Origin of the sequence: Marinobacter sp., from assembly GCF_044799475.1 — a bacterium.
Lineage (GTDB): Bacteria > Pseudomonadota > Gammaproteobacteria > Pseudomonadales > Oleiphilaceae > Marinobacter.
Genome location: NZ_CP085217.1, coordinates 2661813 through 2687993 on the forward strand (window position 1 = coordinate 2661813; position 26181 = coordinate 2687993).

Annotated in this window: 23 protein-coding genes; 18 read left to right on the forward strand and 5 right to left on the reverse strand. The window is 52.5% G+C overall.

The window, feature by feature from the left end:
• Positions 1–93 precede the first annotated feature (93 nt).
• Genes LG327_RS12345 through LG327_RS12425 form a run of 17 tightly spaced genes read left to right on the forward strand, consistent with a single transcriptional unit; the run spans position 94 to position 21159 of the window.
• A complete protein-coding gene (locus tag LG327_RS12345) occupies positions 94–1500 on the forward strand; it encodes a TIGR03013 family XrtA/PEP-CTERM system glycosyltransferase (protein ID WP_404362203.1) in 1407 nt (468 codons plus the stop codon).
• Positions 1501–1538: 38 nt separating this feature from the next.
• Positions 1539–2174, forward strand: coding sequence for an XrtA/PEP-CTERM system exopolysaccharide export protein (locus tag LG327_RS12350; RefSeq protein WP_404362205.1), 636 nt, complete (start codon positions 1539–1541; stop codon positions 2172–2174).
• Positions 2174–3742, forward strand: a complete 1569-nt coding sequence (locus LG327_RS12355; RefSeq protein WP_404362206.1) for an XrtA system polysaccharide chain length determinant — start codon at positions 2174–2176, stop codon at positions 3740–3742. Before LG327_RS12350 ends, LG327_RS12355 begins: the two co-directional genes overlap by 1 nt.
• A gap of 3 nt (positions 3743–3745) precedes the next feature.
• Positions 3746–4627 carry a polysaccharide biosynthesis protein gene (locus LG327_RS12360; protein WP_404362207.1) on the forward strand — a complete coding sequence of 294 codons (882 nt, stop codon included), beginning with the start codon at positions 3746–3748 and terminating at the stop codon, positions 4625–4627.
• A gap of 5 nt (positions 4628–4632) precedes the next feature.
• Positions 4633–5997 (forward strand): hypothetical protein, encoded by a 1365-nt coding sequence (locus tag LG327_RS12365; RefSeq protein ID WP_404362209.1) that lies wholly within the window; start codon positions 4633–4635, stop codon positions 5995–5997.
• A 2-nt stretch (positions 5998–5999) separates the two neighbouring features.
• Positions 6000–6992 (forward strand): polysaccharide deacetylase family protein, encoded by a 993-nt coding sequence (locus LG327_RS12370; RefSeq protein WP_404362211.1) that lies wholly within the window; start codon positions 6000–6002, stop codon positions 6990–6992.
• On the forward strand, positions 6989–8815 hold the full coding sequence (locus LG327_RS12375) for a carbamoyltransferase (protein WP_404362212.1): 1827 nt from the start codon (positions 6989–6991) through the stop codon (positions 8813–8815). The genes LG327_RS12370 and LG327_RS12375 overlap by 4 nt, the downstream gene beginning before the upstream one ends.
• A 45-nt stretch (positions 8816–8860) precedes the next feature.
• Entirely contained in the window at positions 8861–9967 is a 1107-nt protein-coding gene (locus LG327_RS12380) for a GNAT family N-acetyltransferase (RefSeq protein ID WP_404362214.1), read from the forward strand.
• The gene (locus LG327_RS12385; RefSeq protein WP_404362216.1) at positions 9957–11033 is read left to right on the forward strand and encodes a FemAB family XrtA/PEP-CTERM system-associated protein; all 1077 of its coding nucleotides are present in this window, start codon (positions 9957–9959) and stop codon (positions 11031–11033) included. The genes LG327_RS12380 and LG327_RS12385 overlap by 11 nt, the downstream gene beginning before the upstream one ends.
• Positions 11030–12199, forward strand: coding sequence for a glycosyltransferase family 2 protein (locus tag LG327_RS12390; RefSeq protein WP_404362218.1), 1170 nt, complete (start codon positions 11030–11032; stop codon positions 12197–12199). Before LG327_RS12385 ends, LG327_RS12390 begins: the two co-directional genes overlap by 4 nt.
• Positions 12199–13539 carry an O-antigen ligase family protein gene (locus LG327_RS12395; protein ID WP_404362219.1) on the forward strand — a complete coding sequence of 447 codons (1341 nt, stop codon included), beginning with the start codon at positions 12199–12201 and terminating at the stop codon, positions 13537–13539. Before LG327_RS12390 ends, LG327_RS12395 begins: the two co-directional genes overlap by 1 nt.
• Before the next feature lie 4 nt (positions 13540–13543).
• Positions 13544–14707, forward strand: coding sequence for a glycosyltransferase (locus LG327_RS12400; RefSeq protein WP_404362221.1), 1164 nt, complete (start codon positions 13544–13546; stop codon positions 14705–14707).
• Positions 14708–14712: 5 nt separating this feature from the next.
• Positions 14713–15756 (forward strand): hypothetical protein, encoded by a 1044-nt coding sequence (locus LG327_RS12405; protein WP_404362223.1) that lies wholly within the window; start codon positions 14713–14715, stop codon positions 15754–15756.
• Positions 15757–17646, forward strand: coding sequence for an asparagine synthase (glutamine-hydrolyzing) (gene asnB / locus LG327_RS12410; protein WP_404362225.1), 1890 nt, complete (start codon positions 15757–15759; stop codon positions 17644–17646).
• A 17-nt stretch (positions 17647–17663) separates the two neighbouring features.
• Positions 17664–18545, forward strand: a complete 882-nt coding sequence (locus LG327_RS12415) for a hypothetical protein (RefSeq protein ID WP_404362227.1) — start codon at positions 17664–17666, stop codon at positions 18543–18545.
• Entirely contained in the window at positions 18542–19705 is a 1164-nt protein-coding gene (locus tag LG327_RS12420) for a glycosyltransferase (protein WP_404362229.1), read from the forward strand. The genes LG327_RS12415 and LG327_RS12420 overlap by 4 nt, the downstream gene beginning before the upstream one ends.
• A complete protein-coding gene (locus tag LG327_RS12425; RefSeq protein ID WP_404362231.1) occupies positions 19702–21159 on the forward strand; it encodes an oligosaccharide flippase family protein in 1458 nt (485 codons plus the stop codon). The genes LG327_RS12420 and LG327_RS12425 overlap by 4 nt, the downstream gene beginning before the upstream one ends.
• 99 nt (positions 21160–21258) lie before the next feature.
• Here the strand turns inward: LG327_RS12425 and LG327_RS12430 are convergent, their stop codons facing one another.
• The 3 genes from LG327_RS12430 to LG327_RS12440 form a co-directional block, all read right to left on the reverse strand.
• Positions 21259–22110, reverse strand: coding sequence for a polysaccharide pyruvyl transferase family protein (locus LG327_RS12430; protein WP_404362233.1), 852 nt, complete (start codon positions 22108–22110; stop codon positions 21259–21261).
• A gap of 161 nt (positions 22111–22271) precedes the next feature.
• Positions 22272–23465: a hypothetical protein gene (locus tag LG327_RS12435; RefSeq protein WP_404362235.1), complete on the reverse strand. Its 1194-nt coding sequence runs from the start codon at positions 23463–23465 to the stop codon at positions 22272–22274.
• A 69-nt stretch (positions 23466–23534) separates the two neighbouring features.
• Positions 23535–23936, reverse strand: a complete 402-nt coding sequence (locus LG327_RS12440) for a hypothetical protein (RefSeq protein ID WP_404369573.1) — start codon at positions 23934–23936, stop codon at positions 23535–23537.
• Here LG327_RS12440 and LG327_RS12445 point away from each other — a divergent pair.
• Entirely contained in the window at positions 23850–24044 is a 195-nt protein-coding gene (locus LG327_RS12445) for a helix-turn-helix domain-containing protein (RefSeq protein ID WP_404369404.1), read from the forward strand. The genes LG327_RS12440 and LG327_RS12445 overlap by 87 nt on opposite strands.
• Here the strand turns inward: LG327_RS12445 and LG327_RS12450 are convergent.
• On the reverse strand, positions 23954–24730 hold the full coding sequence (locus tag LG327_RS12450) for a sulfotransferase family protein (RefSeq protein WP_404362237.1): 777 nt from the start codon (positions 24728–24730) through the stop codon (positions 23954–23956). The two genes, LG327_RS12445 and LG327_RS12450, sit on opposite strands and share 91 nt — an antisense overlap.
• 6 nt (positions 24731–24736) lie before the next feature.
• Positions 24737–26143, reverse strand: coding sequence for a glycosyltransferase (locus LG327_RS12455; protein WP_404362239.1), 1407 nt, complete (start codon positions 26141–26143; stop codon positions 24737–24739).
• Positions 26144–26181: the final 38 nt, after the last annotated feature.

Here is a 26181-nt window from a genome sequence, read left to right on the forward strand (position 1 = left end):
GCGAGTTAATGGGATTTTAACTCCTGGCACCCTTATCCAATGTACTGGTCAGGCCGTCGCCGATCTTCAGGGTAGACGACAAGGAATTTGTTTTTGTCATACATACGCTTCAGAAAGCACTATCTCCATATCCCCTACCTTCTGCTGGCCATGCTGGAATTCGGGGTTCTGTTCGCCATCTTCTCCATGCTGACGGTGGTGCTGGACCTTGCCGGAATAACCCACGAACCCATTCCCGCGAACCTCCTGGCTCCGGTTCTCTTTGCCCTGGTTCTGAGCTGCGGCACTCTGGCCATGGGCGGCTACATTGCCATGTTCCATGAGAACGTTGCCTCGCTGTTTTTCCGGACTCTGGTGGCCTACTGCCTGGTGGGCGGTGTCGGCCTGATCGTGCTCTACGCCCTTGTCCCTGCGATCGACCCTGGCAGAACCAATCTGCTTGTGGCGGTCTTGCTCGGCTCCGTCAGTGTGGTGCTCATGCGGCTGGTATTTCTCCGCCTGGTGGATTCGGAGCAGCTGACCCGGCGGGTGGTTATCCTGGGCTGTGGCGATCACGCATCGGCGCTGCTCGACGAGTATCAGCAGAACCTTCGCGCGCTGGGTGTCCGGATCATAGGCTGTATCCCTGACACTGCTGACTCCCGGGTTCCGGATGACATGAAGCTGCCGGTGCCGGAAGACTTCTATAAATTCTGCAGGGAAAACAGAATATCGGAAATCGTGGTTGCCCAGCAGGAGCGTCGCCGGACTGAGGGAGGCTGGCTGCCGGTCCCCGAATTGATGGAGTGCAAGCTCCGTGGTGTCGCTGTTACCAGTGCCATAGACTTTTACGAGCGTGAACTGAAAAAGGCCAGACTGGATCTGGTGCACCCCTCATGGATCGTGTTTTCCGAGGGCTTCAGGCCCTCCAGAAGCCGGGCCCTGGGCAAGCGGGTCGCAGACCTGGCCATCAGCCTCACGCTGTTTCTCATCATGTTGCCGTTCATCATCCTTACCGCGGTTGCTGTTTTCCTGGAGACGGGCCGCCCTATCCTTTATAGCCAGGCGCGGGTAGGTACCCTGGGAAAGGAATTCCGCATCTACAAGTTCCGGAGCATGCGGCAGGATGCGGAGAAAGATGGCAAGGCGAAATGGGCCTCCGCAAATGACAACCGGGTTACCCGCGTTGGCGCCTTTATCAGGAACACCCGCCTGGACGAGCTGCCCCAGCTCTACAACGTCATCAAGGGCGAGATGAGCATTGTTGGCCCCAGGCCCGAGCGGCCGGAGTTTGTTTCCGAACTGAGGGAAAAGATTCCGTTTTATGACACAAGACACTATGTAAAACCTGGCCTGATGGGTTGGGCGCAGCTTAAATATCCCTATGGGGCTTCCGTTGAGGATGCCCGGGGCAAGCTCGAGTACGACCTGTATTACTCGAAGAACCGCAGTCTGCTGATGGATTTTCTCATCATGATCCAGACCGTGGAGGTGATTCTGCTGGGTAAAGGGGTTCGTTGATGAAAACCGGGATACACAGAAAAGGTCTGGAGAGTTCTATGTACAACTTTAAAAGCGTTCGGGTCGGACTGGTTGTGTTTCTGGCCGTGATTCTGGGGGGCTGCTCGGTTCTGTCATCGGCAGATTCGCCGGCGCTTACCGAGACGGAAGCCGAGCCCTACCGGATCGGCGTGGGCGACAACGTGTCCATCCATGTGTGGCGAAATCCCGAGCTCAGTCAGAGCATTGTCGTGCGCCCGGACGGCTATATCTCCATGCCACTGATGGGGGACGTCAAGGCCGAAGACAAAAAGCCCGAGGTTCTTGCGGATGAAATTGAAACAGCTCTTGGCGAACTCATCCGCAGCCCCGAAGTGACCGTGATGGTCACCAACCCGGTCAGCAAGGAATTCCGCAACCGGGTTCGCATAACCGGACAGGTGGCTTCGCCACAGTCCACTCCCTTCCGGCCCGGCATGACGGTGCTGGATCTGATATTGCAGGCCGGTGGCACGACTGACTTTGCTGCCGATAGCCGTGCGGTTCTTCATCGTGAGACTGCCGAAGGGTACAAAGCGTTCGATCTTGACCTGGATGCCATTCTTGAAGAAGGCAACATGAGCTTCAACTACGATCTGCAGCCCGGCGACATCATCAGCGTTCCCCGCAAGCAACTGTTCCGGGGAGAGCTCTGATGGATATCCAGTTCATTCTCGACACCCTCCGGGCAGTCAAGCTTGAACTCTACCGGTACCGGGTGAGTGCCGCGGTTGTATTCATGCTGGTGACGGCGGGCGTACTGACTTATGGTTATGTGGTACCCAAAACCTACACCTCCGAAGCCCTGCTTTATGCAGATCAGTCCAACATCCTGAAGCCGTTGCTTCAGGGGCAGGCCGAGGTTACCCAGATTGACCGGGTTAACGAGGCCCGGGAAATGCTGCAGAGCCGCAGTTTTCTTGAGCAGGTGGCCGTTGATGCCGGTCTCATGCAGGGCAAGGAGACGGATTCCGAGCAGAATGCTGTGATTGGAGGGTTAAGGAATAGCCTGAACCTCAGCATTTCAAATCGGACTTTTCTGGAACTCACCTATCGCAGCAACGATCCGCAGCGGTCATTTCAGGTGCTGAGCGCGGCTCTGAGTCGCTTCATTGAGCGCACCGTAACCAAGAAGCGTGCTGAGAGCAGAGGCGCGTTTGAGTTCATTGATTCCCAGGTCCAGTCCTATCAGCGCCAGCTGGAGCAGGCAGAGCAGCGACTGAAAGAGTTCAAGTCCGCTAACCAGGATGGTAGCGAAGGCAGTGTTCAGTCCCGCATTGAGAGCCTCAGGGCGTCCATCGAGAATCTCAAGCTGGAAATCCAGCAGGTGGAATCCGAGGTCCAACTGACCCAGCAGCAGCTGGCCCAGGAAGAACCGGTGCGCCGGGTTACCATTAATCCCGGCCAGTCCTCTGCTGCGCGCCGCCTGGCGAGCCTGCGCCAGGAGCTGAACTCACTGCGCCTGCGTTATCACGACCGCCATCCGGATATAGTCAGCATCACCGGCCAGATAGAAGATCTCGAGGCTCAGATAAAGGACGGGGACGATTCCGAAAGAGAGGGCGCCGTGACGGAAGTCATGGAAAACCCCGCCTATGAAGCTCTCAAACTTCAGCTAGGTGAAGCCCGCACCCAACTGGAAGTGAAACGGAACCGTCTTGCGTCCCTGGAACGCCTGCTTGATGAAGCCTTTGAGCGCTCGGAACGCGTGGCCGAAAATCAGGCAGACCTTTCAGATCTGACTCGTGACTACAATGTCACCCGGGGCGTCTATGAAGACATGCTCCAGCGCCGGGAAAGGGCGCGCCTGTCCATGACCCTGGATGTTCAGGGGGAAGGCATCAGTTACCGCATTCAGGAGCCGGCTTCCTACCCCACCAAGTGGGACGGGCTGCAGCTTTACCAGGTCGGCGTCGCCGGACCGTTCCTCGGCAGCGGAATGGTGCTGGGCCTGCTGACCCTGCTGGTGTTGCTTGACCAACGGATCCGCTCCCCACGGGCTCTTCAGCAGGCGCTGCCGGAGTCCATTCCGGTGCTGGCCTCAATACCTCATTACAGCAGCACCTGGAAAGAGCGGCTTTTGCGCAAGGATGTGATTTCCCTGGCAGTACTGCTGGCGATCTTCATGGTGGGATACCTTGCCGTACTGGTGTTCAGTGTTATGGGGGTTCAACCCGAACAGCTGGTCGACAAACTGACGGCACTTTTCGGGAACCAGGGGTAACCGATGGACGAAAGCAAGCTCTACAACGCGCTATTGAAAAGCCAGGAAGAGCGCAGACAAATGGCGCTTAAAAGCGGCGAGGCGCGGTCGGACAATGAATTTCGCACCGAGCGTCCTTTTGCCGGGGCTGGTGGCACCAGCGAAGAGTTCACCAGGATTAATGCTGATCAGGAAGATCACCCACCCACTGTCTTCGACTCGGCCGTTACCCTTGGCATGATTGGCAATCCCAGGCCATGGAGCCGTGAGCAACTGCGGGAACGCAAGATCATTCATCCCGGCATGACGGACAAGGCGATTCTCGAAGCCTACCGGGATGTGCGGATTCAGCTAAGAAACCGTGCCAGCGACGAGGAAGACAACTTCACCATGATGCTTTCAGGGCTCGGGGAGGGGCAGGTGTCCGTTCTGACGGCCTACAACCTGGCGGCTTCCTTTGCCATGGATGCCCACACCTCCGCACTGCTCGTTGACTGTGACCCCTACAACCGGGACCTGCCGGGCCTGGTGTCCACGGCCATGGAACATGGCGTGACGGATTATGTCGCGGACGGCGCCCTGGGCATAAAAGACATTCTCTATCCCAGTGGCGTGGACCGCCTCACGGTTATTCCAGCCGGCACCCAGGCGTCTTCCGCGGTTGAGCTTTTTTCGGCGGTAAGAATGCGGGATCTGATGTCTGAGCTTCGCGGACGCTACCCGGACCGCTGCATTGTCATCAACGCGCCTCCCTTCCACGGAAGTGCCGAGGCACGGATTCTGGTTCGCTATGCCGATCAGGTGGTCCTTGGTGTGCCCTTTGGCGAAGTGACCGGAGACGATGTGATGGAATGTGTCGATGCCCTGGGTACCGAAAAATTCTCCGGTCTGATTTTCCAGGAATGAATGCCATGGCTGTTCGTCTCGTGATTGCGCGTTCGCTGCTGCCGGTTCTGGCTGGTTTTATGCCCCTGCAGGCGCAATCCCAGACATTCGGTGGTCTCGAAGGCATAGGCGGCGGCATTAATGACAGGGTCACGGGATATACCGCCTCAGCCTCCGTCTTTACCGAGGTGGAGCACAACCGTGTGGATATAGACGACGGAACCGAGACCAGCACGGATCCGAGTCTGGGTGTCTCCGGCGCCCTTGGGGCAGACCTGCAGAGCGGAGCAAGCTCGCTGTCAGCCCTTTACAGCGGCAGCGTACAGACCCGGCGGGACAGCGTCCGGGGTGTGAACCGGGATAACAGCAGTGTCACCGGAGTGTCACGCTATAGCTGGTTTGCTCCGGCCAACCGATTTGACTTCAACGCGGGTCATACTGTCCGCTCTGTAAGGTCTGATGCCGGTTTTGTGCTTGACCCGGCGGCCTACGACGTCCAGAACGCGGTACATGCCGGTGCCGGCCTGCGCTTCTATCCCGGGGAGCTGACAACCGTGCGCTTTTTCACCCAGGGCGCAAGAACCTTTGAGCAGGGAGACCGGCCTGATCTGGACAGCCTCACGGCCGGTTCGGACCTTACCCGTCGTCTGAGCGAGCGGTCTTCTGCCAGCCTGACGGCAACCAGGACCTGGGCGGAAGAAGTGAACAGCGATATAACCCAGGATTCGGTCCAGCTTGGCTACCGCCGCGCCCTGGAGCAAGGTCTTTTCACCGTGGGGGCGGGGGTGAGCAGCGCGGAGGTGGACTTTGATGGTCAGAGTGAGACTACCAGTGAAGCGGTGACTGGCTATTTGAGCCGGAGCTGGCTCACTCCAGACACCTCAACTGAGATCCGGTATGACCGGGCCTTGACCAGCACAGCCCTGGAGCTCGCGGTTGACTTCCCTGAAGTGGAGACCTTCGAGCCGGTTACACTGCTAATCACGGAACTAAGCGTCGAAGATCGTCTGCAATTGCGGCACAACACCAGCGCGCTGTGTAGTGGATGTGCGCTTGGAGGATTGGTCGGCGGTTCGATTTTCGAGTCTGAGCGGACGGGTCGGATCCGCCACGAGTATCGCGCGGCCGTGAATCTTGGCGTACAGGTGGCTCCTTTGCAGCGGCTGAGTACCGGTTACAGCTGGTCTGCTGATGCTGGCAAGGATGCTGACGAACTGCTGGATCAGGTGCACAGGCTGAGTGCGCAATGGACGCGATCGCTGGCAGAAAACACCTCAGTGAGTGTACTCGTCAGCCATTCCTTTACCGATACCAGCCTCGACCAGCCGGACCGGGATCGTACCCTGCTGCGTCTTTCCCTCACCCACGGAATCACTGTGACAGGACGTTGAGTATGTTTGACCAGCGCGAGGACATCAGGCTCCCTGCCGAGAGTCCACCACAGCTGATGGTGGTGATCGACACGGAAGAGGAATTCGACTGGAACGCCGACCCGGACCCCAGGGAAAACGCCGTCAACGCCATGGCCCATATTGGCCGGGCCCAGGACATCTTCAATGAATACGGCATCCGGCCCTGTTACGTGGTGGATTATCCCGTGGCCAGTAAACCGGAGGGCTACCGGCTGCTGAAGCAGTACCTGGACGCGGGGCAGTGCGAAATTGGAGCCCATCTCCATCCCTGGGTGAACCCGCCGGTGAGCGAACCCCTCAGCCGTTCCAACATGTATCCGGGCAATCTGCCGGAGAGCCTGGAGAGGGAAAAGCTTACAAATCTGCGGGATACCATCGAGCAGAACTTCGGTCAGGCCCCCATTGCCTACAAGGCCGGCCGTTACGGTTTTGGACCCAACACATCCCGGATTCTGGAGGATCTTGGCTTCACCATTGATCTCTCCGTCTGCCCCCCGCTGGATGCCCGCGGTGACGGCGGGCCGGACTACCGGCGGTTTGGTGCCGAGCCCTTCTGGTTCGGTGGGGACCGCAGGATTCTCGAAATACCCTGTACCGGCGGTTTCGCCGGATGGGCCCATGGCATGGCCCTGCCACTGTTTGAAATCGCCATGCGCTTCAAGGCATTCAAGGCCCCCGGGATACTCGCACGCCTCGGCGCCGTGGACCGCCTGATGCTTTCACCGGAGGGCTTCACGCCGGCTGAGCACATCAAGCTCACCCGTTTTCTGCACGGCCGTGGCGTACGCACCTTCACCTGGAGCTTCCACAGCCCCAGCGTCGTGCCGGGCAACACCTCCTATGTACAGGATGAAGGTGAACTGGAACGATTTCTTGCCTCCTTCCGACAGTATTTTGATTTTTTCTTTGATGAATTGGGTGGCCAGGCGAGCAGCCCTGCCCAAATGCGCACCCTCATGGAGACAGCCGGATGAAAGTGTTAGGAATTTCCCCCCTCGACAAGGACGCAACCGTCTCGATCGTCGAGGATGGCAAGGTGCTTTATGCAGCCGGTGAAGAGCGGTTCTCCCGTGTCAAGCAGCAGGATGGCTTCCCTCATTTTGCGCTGGAAAACGCCCTGGCTTATACCGGCTCGTCACTGAATGACTTTGATCTGGTGACCTATCCTTTCCTTACGGCCGAAAACGAGGCAAAGCTTTACAGCAGGAACCTCGAGGACGAAAAAACATTCATCAAGCGGTTTGAAACCCAGGACCTCAGCCGGCAGGTGAAAGAAGCACTGGCCAAAGTGCCGGACCGAAACCAGGAGATTCATGGCCTCGAACACCCCAACGCCATGATGGACAAGGGCCTGATCCACAGCTCTTATTATTCCATGGCTGGCGCCCAGCGCATCGCCTCCAACAGCCAGGCCCTCAAGGGCTCCCGCCGCTGGGGCGAGAACGCGGCCGAGTCATTCCAGAACTGGGAGCAGGTTCTACAGCAGGGCCTGGCGGATCTGGGCTGGAACAAGCCGGTCAAGCGTATGGAACACCACCTCTCCCACGCCGCCAACAGCTACCTCTGCAGCGGCTACGAGCGGGCCCTCTGCATAACCCTGGACGGCTATGGTTCCGGTCTGGCCGGTTCTGTCAGCGAGGGGAGGGACGGCAAGATCCAGCGCCTGCATGGGATTTCGTACCCCAACTCCCTGGGCACTCTTTATGAACATGTCACCTCGGCACTTGGCTTCAAGCCCAGCCGTCACGAGGGCAAGATCGTTGGTCTGGCCTCCTACGGAGACCCGAAAATTCTGGGTGACATCCTCCTGAGCCGAATAGAACAGCTGCCCGGGGACTTCCAGATCTACGAAGCCAATAACGTCTATTTCTCACGTTACCTGGCCTCCAAGTTCCCCAAAATCGATGTGGCGGCGGCCTACCAGTACGTTCTGGAAGTGGTGGCCACCAACTACGTGCGGCACTGGGTAGAGAAAACCGGCATCGATACGGTTGTGCTGTCAGGCGGCGTAACCGCAAACGTAAAGCTCAACCAGCGGATTTTCGAGATAGAAGGGGTCAACCACATTTTTGTCTATCCCAACATGGGCGATGGCGGCTGCGGCACTGGTGCCGCGCTCTATCACAGCTGGCCTGGCGGTGTGCAGGAGAGCCTGCAGAGCACCTATCTTGGGCCGGACTATTCCGACGCGGATATTATAAGGGCCCTGGATGCAGAGGGCCTGAGCTATGAGAAGCCGGCCAATCTGGCAGCCGAGGTAGCCTCGCTGATTCACCATGGTGATGTGGTGGCAAGGTTTGATGGCCGCATGGAATACGGCCCGCGGGCTCTGGGCAACCGCTCCATTCTTTACCATGCCCGTGAGCCGGAAGTGAACCAGTGGCTCAACAGGCGTCTCGGCCGTACCGAGTTCATGCCCTTTGCGCCCGTGACCCTCTATGAGGCCGGCGAGAAGTGCTATCACAACCTCAAGGGCGCGGAGCATGCCGCTGAATTCATGACGGTTACCTTCGACTGTACCGAATTCATGCGGGAAAACTGCCCGGCAGCGGTCCACGTGGATGGCACGGCCAGACCCCAGCTGATCCGCAGGGAGGTCAATCCTGGCTATTACGACATCCTCAAGGAGTACGAAAAGCTGAGCGGCATTCCCAGCCTGATCAACACCAGCTTCAACATGCATGAGGAGCCAATAGTCAACTCGCCGGCCGATGCGGTGCGTGCTTTTATGCAGGGCGCCCTCGATTACCTCGCCATCGGGCCATTCCTGGTGAAACACCCCAGACCACAACATTGATGCAGGGCTAATGGAACTAACGCGATGACAGCAGGATTGCTGACAGTGACAAGAGAACCAGCGGCCAGCAGCGAGGATCTCCGTGATGACTGGCTTGATCTGGAAGGCAGGGCATCGCCAACGGTTTTCCTGTCATGGCAATGGCTTGGGCACTGGCTTCATGTTTATCAGCCTCGGGCATCGGTTCTCCGGGTAACACAGGGCGAGCGTCTGATCGGTTTGGGGTTGGTGGTCGAAACTGATGAACGCCGGCACGGCGTTATGAAATCGCGCTGCCTGAGGTTGCATCAAACCGGCCATAAGCTTCTTGACCAGATCTGGATAGAGTACAACGGCTTTCTTGCCGAACGTGGCCAGGAAGAGGTGGTTGCCGAGGCTTGTCTGCGGTACCTGTGCAACTCCATGCCAGATTGGGATGAGTTTATCATCGGCGCGATTGATGCCGAAGAAGCAGAGCGTTACGCACGGATTACCGGCTTGCACAAACACCTTCGCTGGGAAGCACCCTGTTTCGGGGTTGATCTTGACCACCTCAGACGAGCCGGAGGACGTTATCTCGATACTCTCTCGAGAAATACCCGTCACCAGATCAATCGCTGCCATCGTCTATACCAGCAGCAGGGCGAGGTACGGCTGCTCCGGCCCGATTCGATAGAGGGTGCCCTGGCGGTGTTTGACCGTATTGGTCCACGACATCTTGAGCGTTGGGGTGGCGGCCCGGATCAGAGTGGGTTCGCGAACCCGGACTTCGTACGCTTTCACCGTGAGCTGATCCGCTTTCAGTGGCCAGACGGGGGGGTAGACCTGGTATCGCTCATGGCGGGAGATGAGGAGATTGCCTCTTTCTACAATCTCGTCTACAACCAGGTGGTTTATTTCTACCTGGGCGGTATCGAGGCGGAAACAGACAATCGATTGAAGCCGGGGTTGCTGGGGCACAGCCTCTGTATTGAGGACTATCGCCACCATGGCTTTCACTATTACGATTTTATGGGAGGCGATGAGCGCTACAAGTCTAATTTGGGAAACTTGCATCGGAACCTGGTGCAGGTTTCGCTTCAGCGGGCCCGGTTCAAACTGAAACTGGAAGACGTGGCCCGGCGGGCCAGGAATCGGTGGATCAGGGAAGCGGGGGATGGCTATGAGCGCTGAATTGCAGGCTCGGGCGTGCCGACTGAGTGTTTATCCTATCGAGGAATATGATGCCTATGTGTCCGGCCATCCGAAAGCGACGGCGTATCACCTCAGTGGCTGGTTAAAGGCCGCGGAGCGCGCCTATCACCATACCGGTTGGGTGGTTACGGTGCACCGGGAAGGCAGCTTGTGTGGTGTATTACCATTGGTAGAGGTAAATCCCCCCGTCGGGTCGAAAAGCCTTGTGTCTCTGCCCTTCTGTGATTTGGGCGGCCCTCTTGCCGATGACGACGACGTGCGGTACCTGTTGGTAGCTGAGGCTAAAGCTCTGGCTGGCATCAACAAGGCGAGGTTGCTGGAGATTCGCGAGGGTGGCGGGGCCCTGGAAGAGGCACAGGCCGATTCAGCTGCCGGGAAAGTGCGAATGCTATGCCCGCTGCCGGAAGATTCGGACGCACTTTTTAAAAGTTACAAACCCAAGCTTCGCAGCCAGATACGCAAAGCGGAGAAAAATGGCCTGAGAGCCGAGGTACGAACCGACGTTGAAGCGGTCGATCTGTTTTACCAGGTGTTTGCCTGGAATATGCGACGGCTGGGCTCCCCCGTACACAGCCAGGCGTGGTTCCGGGAATTGAAACTGGCGTTCGGAGATCAGATGCTGGTTGGTTTGGTGTTCCAGGAGGACCAGCCGGTCGGGGCAGGGATAGTGCTTTTGGCCGGCAGCCAGGCGTCCATTCCCTGGGCATCCACGCTGGATGAGTACAACCACCTGGCGCCGAACATGCTCCTGTACTGGGCGCTTCTAAGCCATGTGTGCGATCAGGGCTGCCGGCTGTTCGATTTTGGCCGGTCAACCATGGGGGAGGGGACGTACCGATTCAAAAAACAGTGGGGCGCCAGGCCCTACGAGCTGATCTGGACAGACTGGGTAACTGGCGATGGTGTCCGTCAAGCCGTCAACACGACCCATAAGCAAACCGCGGGCTCCCGTTTGCGGCCCCTCATAGAACGCATCTGGCGACGGCTACCCCTGACACTGGCAAACTGGATAGGCCCTAAACTGAGGCGCTACATCACCTTATGACTTTTGTACTTGTTGTTACCGTAATTTCCCTGCTGATTCCGGTGTACGTTTATTTTGGCTACCCGGCGCTGCTGTGGCTTTTCACCCGTGGCAAGCCGGCGATCACACACCTGCGTGAGGAATCGTTTCCCTCAGTGGCGTTGGTTATTTCCTGTTTTAACGAGGCGGATGTCATCCGCGAAAAACTCCACAATGCCGTGGAACTGGATTACCCAAAAGAACGGCTACGCATTATTGTGGTCTCGGACGGTTCCGATGACGGAACCGATGACATGGTACGGGAATTTTCGGATAACGGGGTTCTCCTTATCCGACAGGAGGGGCGCCTTGGAAAAACCATGGGTATAAACCTGGCCATGGAGCAGGTATCTGAACAGGTCACTGTCTTCAGCGATGCCAACGCGATGTATGCCCCAGATGCCATCTCCAAACTGGTACGCAACCTGGCAGACCCCCACGTGGGTTATGTCGTGGGGGCGGCCCTTTATACAGATGGTGATCGGGGTGCCAGCGCAAAGAACGAGAACCTCTATTGGCGGTATGAACTCGCCATAAAGTCCATGGAATCCAGGCTGCATTCCGTAGTGGGTGGCGACGGGGCTATCTACGCCATCCGGACTGAACTCTGGGAGCCTCTTCAGCAACAGGACATCAATGATTTTGTGAATCCACTGCAGATTGTTGCAAAGGGCTATCGGGGGATTTTCGAAGCTGAGGCAAATTGCTTTGAAGAGACAGCCGGAGATTTTGGCCGCGAAATTGCTCGTAAGGAGCGTATTGTCAATCGCAGTATCCGAGGCCTCATGCGGGTTAAGGCCACCATGAATCCCGCCGATGTAGGCGTATTTGCCTGGCAAGTAATTTCACACAAGTTGTTGCGATGGCTGATTCCTTTGTTTTTGGCACTGGCAGTCATAGGTAGTGCCCTGTTGGCAACCCAGCACTTCCTGTTTTTCCAGCTTGTTACGTTTGCAGCGCTACTGCTGTTGGCGCTGGCGGCCACAGGATATTTTGTGCAGGATAAGAACGCACTGCCAGTCCTGGTTTCCGTGCCCTATTATTTTGTGATGGTAAACCTGTTTTCGCTAAAAGGTATTTTAAGAGCATTAAGAGGAGAGACCCAGGTAACCTGGAGTAGCGCTCGATCGGGTCCGGGGCAGCGATAATGTCAAAGATTGCGCTACTCTTCTTGATGGTTTTCTTTGGTGGTACTGCCGCCGCATTATTTTATAGTGGGGCTGCGGCATTTATTCTTTACCAGATTGTTTATTTTTTGAATCCGGGGGGCCGGTGGTGGATAGTTCAGATCCCAGGGCTACCGTATTCTTTTCTCGCCGCCTGTTTGATGCTTCTTGTGCTAGCCCTGAATTACACGAATTTTAGCAAGCAGAGTCCCTGGAAAGAACAAAAAATATTTTTATGTCTTGGGATTCTTGTTGTTTTTTTCTACATGGCCAAACTATGGGCGTTGGACCCATTCCTGCATGACAAATTTACGTTTGTTTATCTAAAGCTTATCATTGTTGTATTCGTTGCTTATAAGCTCCTGAATAGTGAATACGCGCTGAATGCTTCGATTTGGGCTTACATTACCGGATGTGCATATATTGGATATCTGGCAACGGGCATGGGCAGGAATTCCGGAGCGCGTCTTGAAGGTATTAGTCTGCCTGATGGGTCTGACGTTAACGGGGTAGCTGCCGCTCTAGTGCCTTCTGGGGTATTACTTCTTTATTACGCCTGGATGGGCAACAAAAAAATTAGGATTTTATGCTTCCTGTTTGGTGCATTTATCGCTAATGGCCTTGTACTTTTTAATAGTCGTGGAGCTTTTCTTGGGGCTGTTGTCAGCAGCGGCCTCTTTTTATTGCACATGGTTTTTTCCAAATACCGCCAAAAAGGACAGCGAGGGTTGGCAATAATGATTGTCACTCTTGGATTAAGTGGGGCGCTTTATGTGACAGATGACCTGTTCTGGGAACGAATGTCGACGCTAAAAGAACCAATCTCAGAACAGAGTGGTTCAAGCCGGACACTCTTCTGGATGACTACTTTTGAGATGCTGGAAGATTACCCCCTCGGTATGGGGGTTCACGGTTTCAACAGACTTGCGCCGGCTTATTTAACCTCAGAAGAACGAGGAGGGGCTCTTTATCGGTCTGTGCACTCCATGTGGTTCCAGGGGCTGTCTGAGGTAGGTTGGCACGGACTTCTGGTGTTTTTGATTGGCTTGTATACGTTGTATAAAACCTCAAAGAAAGCACGGGTGTTCTTGATAGAAAAACATCAATATCAACGATACTTCCATTTACTGGCGCTTGAGTGTGCGATCATTGGCTTCCTTGTTGCCGGCTCGTTTATTAATCAATTTAGGGGTGACATTTTACACTGGACAATCCTTTTCCTGGCAGTAGGTATAAAAGTGTACTATTTACGAGCAGATACCGAGGATGCCAGTTCCAATGTCAACAAGGATATCTTCAGTAAATCCATGGTTAAGGAATAGCGTCGTGTCGCAAGTAAGAGTTCTGCAGTTTGTTACACCAGCCGGTTTTTATGGTGCGGAACGCTGGATTCTGGCCCTGGCCAATAATATCAACAGCGAAAATGTAATCTGCGACCTGGCAGTGAGCGAAGAGGGAAATGGCCAGGACCTCACTGTCGCTGAAGTATATCCTTCAAGTGCCGGAGAGGTCCATTTCTTACCAATGTCCGGGCGGTTCGATCTGCGGATCGTTAAGCGCCTGGTTCATGTTATAAAAAGCCGTAAAATCGACATTATCCACACCCACGGATATAAGTCCGACATCCTCGGTCTGTTGGCGGCGAGGCAGGCAGGCATTCGGTGTGTCAGTACCCCCCATGGCTTCTCGGGTAAGGTTGGGATCAAGCTCGCGGCATTTATCCGTTTGGGAATATTTTCGCTGCGATATTTTGATGCGGTGGCCCCGCTTTCTGAGGATCTGCTGGAAGACATGCGGAGATTCAAAGTTCCCGAAGCCAAGACACAACTGGTACGGAACGGTGTTGATCTCAAGGAGATTGATCAAGTCAATGCTTCCTTTTCATCAACAATCCCTGAAAACGAAGCAGATGAACGGCTCATTGGCTTCATAGGACAAATGATTCCGCGGAAGGGGATCCCTGATTTAATTCAGATGTTTGACAAACTCTACTCTCGCGATCAAACCTTGCGCCTCGAGCTTATCGGTGATGGTCGTCAGAGGGAGGAACTGGAGATCATTGCCGCAGAAAAAGACAGTGCATCGGCCATAAAATTTCTCGGCTTCCGAAGTGATCGTCTGGAGCGCCTTTCACGGTTCAATGTCTTTATTATGACCTCATCACTTGAAGGAATACCCAGGTGCATGATGGAAGCGATGGCTTTGGGTATCCCGGTGGTTGCTTACGATATTCCCGGCGTCGATCAGTTAATTGAACACGGTGAGACGGGGCTGCTAGCCCCTTTGGGGGATCTAAATGCCCTGGTCGAGTGTTGCCAAAAAATTCTCGATAATCCGGATATGGCAAAAGAACTGGCATCGACTGCCAGAGCAAAGATCGATAGAGATTATTCCGCACGTCGGATGGCTGAGGAGTATGAGTCACTTTTTCTGAAGTTGATTGGTCGCGCATCCTCTTCGAGCCCCACAATTCAGTTGGCGGAGAAATAATGCCCATGTTGGCTGGATTGAGAAACAACGTAGCTGACGCTTTCAGAGTGCTGCTGGTGGAGCGGCGGCTTCCACACGGCTGGGTCAGTCGGTGGCATGACCTGCGTTATAAAGCAGCGTTGGAGAAAACGCTCCGTGAAGCAGCCAGCGTGGACCCAATACCTTCTTCGAACAAGCCGTTGGCGGAACTCCACCTTGTTACCTGCAGCCGGGATCTGTTCATGGCCATCCTGGCGGTTAAGTCTTTACTCAGGTTTACGGATCAGTTGGCCGTGGTCTTCCACGGCGACCGGAGTCTTGATGAGGCTGGTGCCCGGAAGTTAAAGGAGCAAATCCCCGGGTGTCGGGTGGTATTGCTGGAGGAGGCTGACAAAAAGGCGGAAAAACATCCCGAAATTTTGAGGTTACGGGAAGCACTCCCTGAACGTTTCCGACTGGCATCCGGATACGAAGCGCAGCGAAGGGCTTGGGCCCTTAAGGTTTTCGACTTCCATCTTTTTGCTCAATGCGACAGGGTAATCGTGCTGGACTCTGACACGCTGTTCCTCCAGCGGCCCGATGAGCTTATAAATTTTATTGGAGGCCGTGAGCCATGCGGTTTCTATGCCGTTCCCCGTCTTCGAAATCTAAAGATGCCTGATCAGCTAATAGTTAATTATTTCCCGCAGGCTCACGTGATTCCGCGCTTCAACGGCGGACTATTTGGCTTCGATCAGACGCAAATGCCGGTCAGCTTGCTTCGGGATATTACCGAGAAAGTCATCAATAGCCCGGAGATCGTGATCATGGGTGATGAATGCCTTTGGCGCTTTTTCTTTGCGCACAGAAATGCCAAACCCCTTACCTTCGATCGCTATCCGTTAACAACCGACCTGGGTCGGTCAAAAGAGTTGGCGAGCCGGCAGAAAGACATTGTTTACATCCATTTCATCCTCAAACATAAGGGTGGGTTTTACCAGAAAATGGCAGCGAAGGTCGGACTGGAGTTGCGGCAGCATGCCGTTGGTAGCGAAATGCGTGAGAAGCAAACGCTGAAAGGTTGCCAATAGATGTGTGGACTGGCAGGTTTTTTTCGCCATTCGACGGAATCCGACAGGGCGCGGCACAGCAGCTGGCTGGAGACTATGGGGCAGGCGATTAACCATCGTGGCCCGGATGCCAGTTCAGTATTTCTCGATGATCAGGTGGCAATCACGCACCGGCGCCTGAGTATTCTGGATCTCACGGAAGCCGGAACCCAGCCCATGAGCTCCGCCTCCGGGCGCTACGTGATTGCCTTTAATGGTGAAATTTACAACTATCGTGAGATTCGAGGGGAGCTCGAGCAAGCCGGCCTGACGTTCCGCACCCAAACCGATACAGAGGTTCTGCTTGAGCTATATGAGCGTCTTGGTATTCGTTGTCTTGAGCGCTTGAATGGGATGTTTGCTTTCGCGATCTGGGATAGGCGAACAGAGGAACTTTTTCTGGCCCGGGACCGCTTGGGAAAAAAACCCCTGTATTATTACCAGAGCGGGCAGGAATTTGCGTTTGCCTCGGAAATCAAAGCTTTGCTCAAACTGCCATTTGTGCACTGTGAGCCAAGACCGGATGCGATCAAGGATTTCTTCGCTTACCAGTACATACCAGACCCCAAGACCATTTACCGCAATGTTCACAAGCTTGCGCCGGGCCACTGGCTTAAAACGGATGGAAAGCAGACCCAGATCGGCCAGTATTGGGATCTGTCTTTCGCAGATCCGAGCACTTCCAGCCCGGATGAGTTGCAAGCAGGTCTCTACAATCTGATCGATGATGCCGTGCGTCTTCGTATGATAAGCGATGTGCCCCTCGGCGCATTTCTGAGCGGCGGCGTGGACTCAAGCGCGGTGGTCGGGCTGATGGCGGGGCATAGCAACCAGCCGGTGACAACATGTGCCATAGGATTCGATTCAAAACGTTTTGATGAAGTGGCCTGGGCGAAAAAAGTCGCGGAGCTGTTTAAGACCAATCACCACGAATTCACTGTTCGCGAAAACGTACCTGGTAGCCTGACAGACATCTCACGATATTTCGACGAACCCTTTGCCGACCCCTCATTCGTGCCTACGTTCTTTGTCTCGCAGCTCGCAAGACAACAAGTTACGGTCGCGTTAGCAGGAGACGGTGGTGATGAAAACTTCGCCGGTTACAGTAAGTACTACACAGATAGCATTGAAAACCGACTGCGTAACCTGTTCCCGGGGGTACTACGCCGAGGGCTGTTTCCATCTCTGGCGCAATTGGCAGGTGGTATAAATAGCAACGTAACCCGCAAGGCCAATTCTTTGCTGAGTACTTTGGCTATGGAAGCGGACCGGGGTTTTTACACTACGAATTGTTTCTTCCGCACAAGCCTGTGGAATGATCTGGTCCAGGGCGAGTTCAAGCGAGAAACTGACGGGTATGATCCAGCCGATATCACCTGCCAGCACTACCGCAATGCTGATACCGATGACCACCTTGCGAAAATTCTGTACACCGATATAAAAACCTATCTGCCGGGCGATATTCTGGTAAAGGTCGATCGAATGAGTATGGCCAACTCACTGGAAACCAGGGCGCCACTGCTGGATTACCGGGTAGTGGAGTACGCGGCGAATATTCCCTCCGCTTTAAAGCTCAACGGCGGCGAAAAGAAATACATCCTGAAGAAAGCGTTTGAAAAAATGTTGCCCGAAGACGTTTTGTACCGCAGGAAGATGGGCTTTTCGGTGCCACTGGCCCAGTGGTTGCGAAACGAGTTGTTCAATCTGGCAGATGGGATGTTTCAGGATGACGAAGGCGGCCTTGCGCAATGCTTCGACATGAAAAAAGTGCGCGGGATCTGGGAAAATCACCAGAGAGGGCGAGATGAGAATACCCAGGAGCTTTGGAGCATGGTGGCGTTTGAGCTCTGGTGGCGATCGTACCAGTCATGACAGAAGGAGCAGGGGACGTGCCTGACATTAAAATAAAGCGAGTCGTGCAGGATATTCGGCCTTTATTTCTTTGGCTCGGTATTCTCAGCCTTGTTATTGGTCTCATCCTGATGGGTATTAATCTTTATGGTCTTACCCAGCCCATCCGAAAGCCAGGCCTCGGTGTATCGGATCACGATCAGCTGCGATTTGTTCCGGACGAAGTATGGACCTACGAAGAAAGCATTGCAGCTATTGATGGGCTTGCAACGATTAACAGTAGCAAGCAGCTGGCAGAGCGGGCGAATAGTGCGGTGAACCAAAGCCTCGTACACGTAGATTGGGAAAGAGTTGATCCACAGGAATACCGGCAGTTGGTTCCCATCTGGGAGAATTATTTCCTTTGGGCCATCGGTAAATTTTCCGGGCTGCCCCAGTTCGAGCGCTATCATTACGCAGATTACCGTCGCAATATCCGCCGAGGCATCGGCATCTGCGGTGACGCGTCTACCATACTGTCTTCCGTGATGGATCGATACGATATACCCAATCGCATCATTTCTTTCCGGGGTCATGTGATCGTGGAGTATCAGGATCAAATGGGAAGCTCACACCTCATGGACCCGGATTTTGGTGTTGCATTGGGAACATCACTGAAACGACTGCTTCTTGAACCTCTAAGCGTAAAAGAGAGGTACCTGGAAGCTGGCTACAGTGAGGAAGAAATCGATTACCTCTTCGAGATATACACGAGGGGCCATGCGATATTCGATGACACGTATCACTTTATGACCAAACGCTACATCTTCGAGAATATTAGTTATGTGATGAAGTGGCTGCTTCCAATCCTATTAATCTCATTGCCATTTATTGGTATTGGCTTAACGCATTACAAATACCCCCGGAAAAGTGGACGATGAGGCAAGAAACAGGGATAGAAAATGGCCACAGGCCCATAAGAATACTGCACATAACGTTTAACATTGTCTTTGGCGGAACAGAACAGGTAATCCGACAATTGGTGACAAATCTACCCGCTGAGAAATTCTCCAACCAGGTATTGTGTATTGATGGTCACGTAGGGGAGATAGTTGAACAGATTGCCGAACACGGTATTCGGGTATTTTCCCTCAAGCGTACACCTGGGTTCGATTGGCAATTGGCAAGACAAATTCGCAAGGAAATCCGGAAGCAGAACGTCGATATCGTACACTGCCACCAATACACGCCCTGGGTGTATGGTTGGTTAGCCCGTATTGGAACGTCCGCAAAAGTGGTTTTTACTGAGCATGGGCGCTTTCACCCTGATCGTTACCGGTTTAAGGCTGCGCTAATAAACCCGATCATGGCGTTAACGACGGACTCTATTATTGCCATATCGAACGCAACCAAACAGGCTTTGAGGCGATATGAATTTCTTCCGGGTTCGAAAATAAAAGTAATCTATAACGGCATTGTGGGTCTGAAGAGAGACAAAGAGACCAGGGAGCAAGTTCGAGCGGAGTTAGGCATCTCAAAGAATGCCACCGTCCTGGGGACGGTCGCTAGGCTCGATCCTGTAAAAAACCAAGCTATGATGATCGAGGCATTCGCTGACATCCTGAATATCCATCAAGATTCGTGGCTACTCCTCGTCGGAGATGGTCCGGATCGGGAAATGCTTGAACGTAGGTCATGTGAATTGAGGGTAGACCATAGGGTCATTTTAACTGGATTCAAAGCAGAACCTCTCGGCTACCTTTGCGCTATGGATATTTTCCTTCTTACGTCTCATTCTGAAGGGGCATCGATGACGCTTCTGGAAACGATGAGCCTGGGCATACCTTCAGTGGTCACCTCAGTAGGCGGAAATCCGGAAATCATCGAACATGATGTTACCGGCATGTTGGCCCCCTCGGGAGACGTCCAGATGTTCTCGGACGCAATACAATATTTGCTGAATCATCGGGATTTTGCTAATGAAATGGGGCGCCGTGCCAAAGATGTTTTTCACCGGCAATTTTCAGTTGAAAAAATGCTCAACGCCGATGTGATTCAGTATCGGTTTCTTGCCAATAACATGATTCAACAACAGAAATGACAGCGCCATCTGTCCGAAAGGCGATTATCTACTCCTCTGGCGCCCGGTATGTGATCACTTTCTTGGGGTTGGCCTCGACAATGCTGGTCTCCCGGTTACTAACGCCCGAAGAAATAGGGACGTTCGCGGTTGCCAGCGCGATCGTCATGATAATGAGCGAATTTCGCATGTTAGGCGCGGGCGGTTATCTTGTGAGAGAGAGCGAGATTACCGAAGACAAAGTACGGTCGGCTTTAGGGCTAACTGTACTTGTCTCCTGGGGTCTCGGACTACTTATATTAGCGTTTGCTTTTCCGATTTCCATTTTTTATAACTTGCCACCGCTTGCAGCTATTTTTGCAATCCTGTCAATCAGTTTTTTCCTCGCGCCTTATATGAGCATTCCAGCTGCACTATTATCCCGAAAAATGGATTTTCGCCGTCAGTTCAAAGTTCAATTTTTTTCGAGCTTAGCAGGCTTCATAACGACCATAGCTTTGATTTTGGCCGGCGCAAGTTATTATGCGCTTGCTTTCGGTCAAACGGTAATCGCAGCGGTAAGCTTCGTACTTTTTTCCAGCATGAAACCTGAGGGCATGGTGTGGATCCCTCGGTTCCGAGGCATTGGCGAAGTCGCGAGTTTTGGTATTTTTACGTCTCTCGCGAGTGTTTTTAGGAGGTTGATCGTGACAGTGCCAGACATGATCATCGGCAAGATGGGAACAACTACCCAAGTAGGCATGTTTTCTCGAGGTCTGGGTTTTATTCAGTTTGTGTCCACGACCATTGTTATGGGTATAAAGCCCGTTGTACTGCCATATCTCTCAAATATTAACCGGTCTGGCGGGGATTTAAATACGGCCTATACGCGAGCTAGCGTAATGCTAGGTGGCATCACATGGCCGGTTCTTGCAGTGGCAAGTGTAGTGAGTTTGCCAGCCATTCGGATTTTTTTTGGAGATCAATGGGATGCCGCGGCGCCGCCCGCCGCGATGTTAGCCTTCTGGGCGATGTTTCGGGTCATACATCTTTTTTCAAGTGACTTATTTACGGCTTTGAAAATGGAAAAAATGCTTGCTCTAAAAGAGGGCCTGATCTTTATTTCATATGCGGGAGGTATAATTTTAGCTTTTCCGTCGGGTTTGTTCGCGATTGCTGGTGTGTTTGTGGCAATTAGCGCGCTCGACCTTTTAGTCACAACTATGCTTTTGTTCCGTTACGCAGGGCTTGCGCCAATCAGATTTTTTGGATCCTGGTTTAAAAACGTAATCTTGACACTAGTGTGCTGGGCGGCCGCTTGGACAATCTATAATATGGCGGGTTCGGATTCCTTTGGCATTATTGCAGCTTTAATATTGGTCGCTATGACTTTGCCTTTTGTCTGGCTTATCGGAATAATTATCTTAGACCATCCGCTCAAAGCTGAAATCAGGGGTGTTTTTATGTGGCTTCGCAAAAGAGGATCGGCAGAATAATATCGTCTTCTTGTCGCCTTATGGTGATTCCGAATACAGGCGCAGGTCATCGGCAAGGAGGTGGGCGACCACCTGATGGTCGCCCACATTAAAATAATCTTAAGGTCTATTAGTGGAGTTCAATACAGAGCGGCTGAAGGCTTCAAATAGAAAATGCGTTTCCAATATTTTTTCTCTTATTATATCGGGTTGTGGTGCGGTCGCGCTATTTTTTAAGTCGGTAATAGACTTGATGTCAGATGAGAAAAATGGCGCTTGGGAAAAGCCAACCGAAGCGAAATAGTCCTGGTATTTAAAATCTGTTCCTGGAATGTTTCCGAGACGAAGCCACACGCATGGCAGACAAAAAGAATGACCTACAATTAAGCCGTGAAGAGAGGACGAAATAATAACGGAGCATTTGGCGATGTCGTTAATAACATCCTTCGGCTTTCTACATACATCAATTAGGAGGGCATCCTTTCCAAAGAATTTGATTATTTCTTTAATTTTTGGATGCTCTTTATCTTTGTAATGAGGAACTACTCCAACTTGAAATGAGGGGTCGGGCTTTTCGACGAACCGAGAAACTAGTAGTCCGGGATCACCAAGCGAAACATCTTTATCTGCACCAATGAAATCTCGAGTTAAAGGTCCGCGAACTGAGAGAACTTTTGCATTCGGAAATCGGCGTTTTGATGGTTCAATTAAGCCAGAGCCCAGGATAGTCCCTGAGAAGCTTTCGGGTGCACGTTGTAAAATGCTGCCGGTTGAAAATAAGTGAGAACTATTTTCATCTTTTTTTATTGGGGTTAGATTGTATTTCTTTAGAAGGAAAGGCGTAAGCAAATCTCCAAAGTTTTTAATGTCTGACCACCAATAGGCATCTATTTTATTTGATAATAGATTTCCTTTGGTTGAAAGGTAAAAATTTTGGGCGGTCGTAATTAGTTTGTTTATCTTATAAGACATTCATTTTCTCTTCGTGGTGTGTCATAAAATTTATAATCCTACAAGGATGGCTCGAATAATTGAACTTAATTGATCGTTGGGTTGTTTATAATAAACGTCTTGGCTTTGAAGGATTAAATAAAACTATAAATATTTTTAAAACTTCATGAACCCAAAAAGTATCATATTTTCTTTATTTGACCGAGTTCTGTTTTTTTAATCTTATTAGAGGCACGCCCTGAGAAGTCTTTGATCGGATAGTAGCGACATTTATGTTTAAACCGAGAGATGGCTGGAAAAAGGAAGCCGTTCTCGTCAGCAAACTCTATTACCTCGATATGCATCAGATCTTTGCTCCCTAATAGCTTTGACATATACTGTTCCCGATTGTTACCATAAGTATACAAATCAAATACTTTGGAGTATCTATCCAGTAAGCCAGCTATCTCTAAAGTCACAAGTGTTCTCAGGCACTTCCAGCACGAGCCACAGTTCTTGAAGTCTGTATCGCTGCGTGGACGCACACAAATATCGAGGGAATAATATGACTCAGGAATGTTAGCGACTTTTAGGGTTTTTTCAACACGAGTATATTGGCTGCTGGTTGAGATCGGCTCTAAAGTCTCGGTCTTAAGTAATGGAAGAGAAATGCTATCGCTATACGCTATTTTCTCGGTCTTCCCTACGAAAGCCTCTTTGTAACTTACGGAAGAGGCATAAAAGTAGCTACTGATTCCATTTTGTAATAAAAGCGCCACTGAGACATTTCTAGGTGTATGAGTTTGCGCAAAGAAGAAGTTTTTTCCGTAAAATGAATCAAGGTTGGAGTCTATCATTAGAAACGGCAGACCGAGAGATTCTGTGACAGGGAGAAGGTCTTGATATCTTTCATGGAAAAGTTTTTCTCCTCCTGTTCCGTGAGATCCGACATTGTTAAATAGGAGATGTGTGATTTTAAAGGAATCAGAAACATCAGAATGAAAATGATCGGAAAGCACACAGTAGGAATCTATTCCTCCAGAAAATCCCGTAGCTACTCCTTTTGGACGTTCGTCCCTTTCAGATGAGGCAGTTGTCGGATGAATTTTTATCAAGTTGAGAGAGGGCATTGTCAGTTTGAGTATTTTCTGATAAGTGCTGGAGAGATTATGAAGTAAGACTTCTGAAACCGTCCCCTCAATATATATATCTTCACCATTCGCCATAGCTGGAATTAAAAGTGCCAGTAAGAACGAATCGCTTTTTGTTGATATAAGGTGTGAAAACGATTTATCAATGCTATACCAGAGTTTCTGGTTGCCCTGAGAAAATTCGACTTCAACGCTGGCAATGGTAAGTTTGTCATCCTCTTTCAGGTGGAGCTTGCCAATTTTCATCGTAGGAAATCCTATGGTGTTTAATCTGTTATTTATCCATGTTTTTCTTATGTCATTAGGCTGAAGCGCTCAGAGACTCTTTAACCAGGAATTTGTATCAATTTTAAAATCTGACGAAAACCTTTCGGAATCGTCTTCAAAGAACTGTATCAGCTTTTGATACTGGTCCGGAGTCAGCCGTGGTTTTTCAATGACTTCTCCGCCAATGTCGCCAAGTGCTGTTACCAATCCCTTAAAGCGAAAAGGGATTCGGCGTTGTTCAATGTGGTGCCGATAGAGCGCGCGCTCAATAACCAAGTGCAACACCCTCTGACCGAGTATCGTGTTGCCATGGAAAATCACTATCACCACCTCAGCACTACAGAGCGTGTCACGGTCATGTTGATGATACGTCAGGGAGCCAGTCTCCGGGCCGTCGCTCGTGAGCTGAAGCGCTCTCCCAGCACTTTGAGCCGGGAGTTTCGACGACATGCGGTTGATGGCCAGCCCTATGATGCCGCCGCAGCAGCCCTCTCATCACGTTCAGCGCGTCTTCTTTGCCGGCCCAGGCAAGCTGGTCGAAGGAACGGACCTGCATGATATCGTTCTCGACATGAGTGTTGCACTTGGAGTTGGAGACCGCCGAGTCTGAGAATCATTGAGCCGGCTTTGTTCTTTCGTATCACACGGTGGGTAGCGTTGTGCACAGCATCAAGCCCGGATATCGTGCCCAGCGTCTGTAGTCCCAGAAAATTATAGACGTCCTCCATGACAAGTTTCGGACTTGTTTTCATTGAAGCCATGGAAATTACAAGCAACTGATCCCGGGGGAACCGTTCCAGGTAATTTTGAATCTGGTAATGGTAGCGGCCCTGCCAGGCGCAGGCTTCGTTCTCAAGGTTTTCGAGGGTTTGATCAAACGTTCTGGTCTCGATGCCGGTTTGCACCCGCTTCATGTAGTGCGAGATGTAGCGGTCAATGGGATCACGGACCACGTAAATCAGCTTCATGTCAGGTTTGTAGTCGTGAATGCGTTTTACCACATCTTGGGTAAACGGGGCTTTTGTGTAGCTTGTGGAAGCTTCGCCAATGGCCTGTGTGCGTTGGTCGGCACCGGCAAACTGAGACTCGTACCACTTGAAACCCTTGTTCCAGTATTTTTCATTTGAGAAGAAGTTGAGCTCTTTTACTTGAGACATGAACACCTCTGGATGGGGGTCCAGGTACTGGAACAGGCTTGTGGTTCCGGAGCGCGCTGCGCCGATCACGATAAAGTTCGGTTTCATCGCAGGTTATCCTTTTGCCAGCCGGGTGACAGTATTGGCCAGTGTCTGGCTGATTTCTTCAATGAGAAAAAGGTTCCGGTTTGGGTAGTCTTCGCTGATCGGTTGGCCGCGCCCCAGCTCGGTGACTTTTGCCGACAGGTAATCCTCGAGTTCGTCTGTGGATTCGAATTCGATACAGGTGCCCAGCTGATACTTCTCCACCAATCGCCCGAGGGCCCCCGTTTTCGGCGTGAGGTGCAGAATGGGGCGGTTGATTGCGAGGTAATCATACAGTTTTGACGGAATCTGGGTTTTCGTGCCCGACTGGATGTTGACCACAATGTCGGCGGCAGCAAGCAATTGCAGGCAGGCCTGGTAAGGCTTGGCCGCCTCAAGGATAAAGACTCCCTTGTCGATCAGGTCCGAGTAGGTTTGCCGGATGTCATAACTGAGTGAAACGTCGCCGATCTGGGTAAAAACGATCCGTTGGTCAGTGCCTTCAAGGGTTTTATTGACCTTACGCAGGGCGTCCAGCAGGGGTGCCGGGTCTCTCACGCCGTAGAGAAAACCTGCGTGGCACAGAGAAAGCGTGTTTTCATCACGTTCTTGTGGAGCTTCCTGTCTGATGTGTTCGAAATCCCGGTGGTCGATACCATTAGGCATCACAAAGAACTTGTCGCGATCCAGGTCCGGATACCGCTGAAGGAACTCCTCCATGAGCGGTTCGGTATTCAGCGAAACCGCAGCCGCATGGTTTACGACCTTTTCCTCAAGGGTTGCGCCCCAGCGGTCCAGCAGTTGGCCTTTCGACTGGTGAAAGGGGTTGTTCACCCATGGGTCCCGGAAGTCGACAATCAGAGGCTTGCCGGTGGTCTTGCTGATGAGGTACCCGGCAATCAGTCCGGACCAGGGAGAGCCCGTGGCAAATATCACATCGAGGTTGTTCTGGCGCACAAGCTTTCGTCCCTTCAGGACAGCGGGGATAATCCAGGGACCTGCCTGATCAGGGAAGTAGCAGAGGTTATAGACAAAATCCTTGAATTTCTGGCTTCGGCTGCCGGACGTTGAGCCAGCACTGCTTTTAAAGGTCGATCTTGAAGGCGTCTCGGTACTCTGGGGATTGTCCGCCTGTTTGCCTGTGCCCACCAAGCGCCGCAAGCCACCGCGAATAAAGAGCAACAGCTGGAAAATGTCCCAACTGGCGACCCTGTGAATTTTTTCACCGTTCACGGGCAATGAAATGTGCGCCAGAGCATCTTGGTCCGATGTCACCCCTGCCGGGGCTGTCAGTACATGGCATTCGCCGTTTTCGAGGTTGCGTATGAATTTAACTGTGCGCATGCTTCCGGGAACGCCGGTGCTTTCTGTGGGCGGGTAGAAATAGGCAATGAACAGTACCTTTCTCCCTTGCAGATCGGCGCGATTTTCGGCCATGTGGTCATGTCCCTCCTTGATTCAGGATATTTATGCCG

Coding starts and splice junctions, on each gene's coding strand:
- LG327_RS12350 (WP_404362205.1), top strand. CDS start 1,539: ATGTACAACTTTAAAAGCGTTCGGGTCGGACTGGTTGTGTTTCTGGCC.
- LG327_RS12355 (WP_404362206.1), top strand. CDS start 2,174: ATGGATATCCAGTTCATTCTCGACACCCTCCGGGCAGTCAAGCTTGAA.
- LG327_RS12360 (WP_404362207.1), top strand. CDS start 3,746: ATGGACGAAAGCAAGCTCTACAACGCGCTATTGAAAAGCCAGGAAGAG.
- LG327_RS12365 (WP_404362209.1), top strand. CDS start 4,633: ATGGCTGTTCGTCTCGTGATTGCGCGTTCGCTGCTGCCGGTTCTGGCT.
- LG327_RS12370 (WP_404362211.1), top strand. CDS start 6,000: ATGTTTGACCAGCGCGAGGACATCAGGCTCCCTGCCGAGAGTCCACCA.
- LG327_RS12375 (WP_404362212.1), top strand. CDS start 6,989: ATGAAAGTGTTAGGAATTTCCCCCCTCGACAAGGACGCAACCGTCTCG.
- LG327_RS12385 (WP_404362216.1), top strand. CDS start 9,957: ATGAGCGCTGAATTGCAGGCTCGGGCGTGCCGACTGAGTGTTTATCCT.
- LG327_RS12390 (WP_404362218.1), top strand. CDS start 11,030: ATGACTTTTGTACTTGTTGTTACCGTAATTTCCCTGCTGATTCCGGTG.
- LG327_RS12395 (WP_404362219.1), top strand. CDS start 12,199: ATGTCAAAGATTGCGCTACTCTTCTTGATGGTTTTCTTTGGTGGTACT.
- LG327_RS12405 (WP_404362223.1), top strand. CDS start 14,713: ATGTTGGCTGGATTGAGAAACAACGTAGCTGACGCTTTCAGAGTGCTG.
- asnB (WP_404362225.1), top strand. CDS start 15,757: ATGTGTGGACTGGCAGGTTTTTTTCGCCATTCGACGGAATCCGACAGG.
- LG327_RS12420 (WP_404362229.1), top strand. CDS start 18,542: ATGAGGCAAGAAACAGGGATAGAAAATGGCCACAGGCCCATAAGAATA.
- LG327_RS12425 (WP_404362231.1), top strand. CDS start 19,702: ATGACAGCGCCATCTGTCCGAAAGGCGATTATCTACTCCTCTGGCGCC.
- LG327_RS12430 (WP_404362233.1), bottom strand. CDS start 22,110: ATGTCTTATAAGATAAACAAACTAATTACGACCGCCCAAAATTTTTAC.
- LG327_RS12435 (WP_404362235.1), bottom strand. CDS start 23,465: ATGAAAATTGGCAAGCTCCACCTGAAAGAGGATGACAAACTTACCATT.
- LG327_RS12445 (WP_404369404.1), top strand. CDS start 23,850: ATGATACGTCAGGGAGCCAGTCTCCGGGCCGTCGCTCGTGAGCTGAAG.
- LG327_RS12440 (WP_404369573.1), bottom strand. CDS start 23,936: ATGTCGTCGAAACTCCCGGCTCAAAGTGCTGGGAGAGCGCTTCAGCTC.
- LG327_RS12450 (WP_404362237.1), bottom strand. CDS start 24,730: ATGAAACCGAACTTTATCGTGATCGGCGCAGCGCGCTCCGGAACCACA.
- LG327_RS12455 (WP_404362239.1), bottom strand. CDS start 26,143: ATGGCCGAAAATCGCGCCGATCTGCAAGGGAGAAAGGTACTGTTCATT.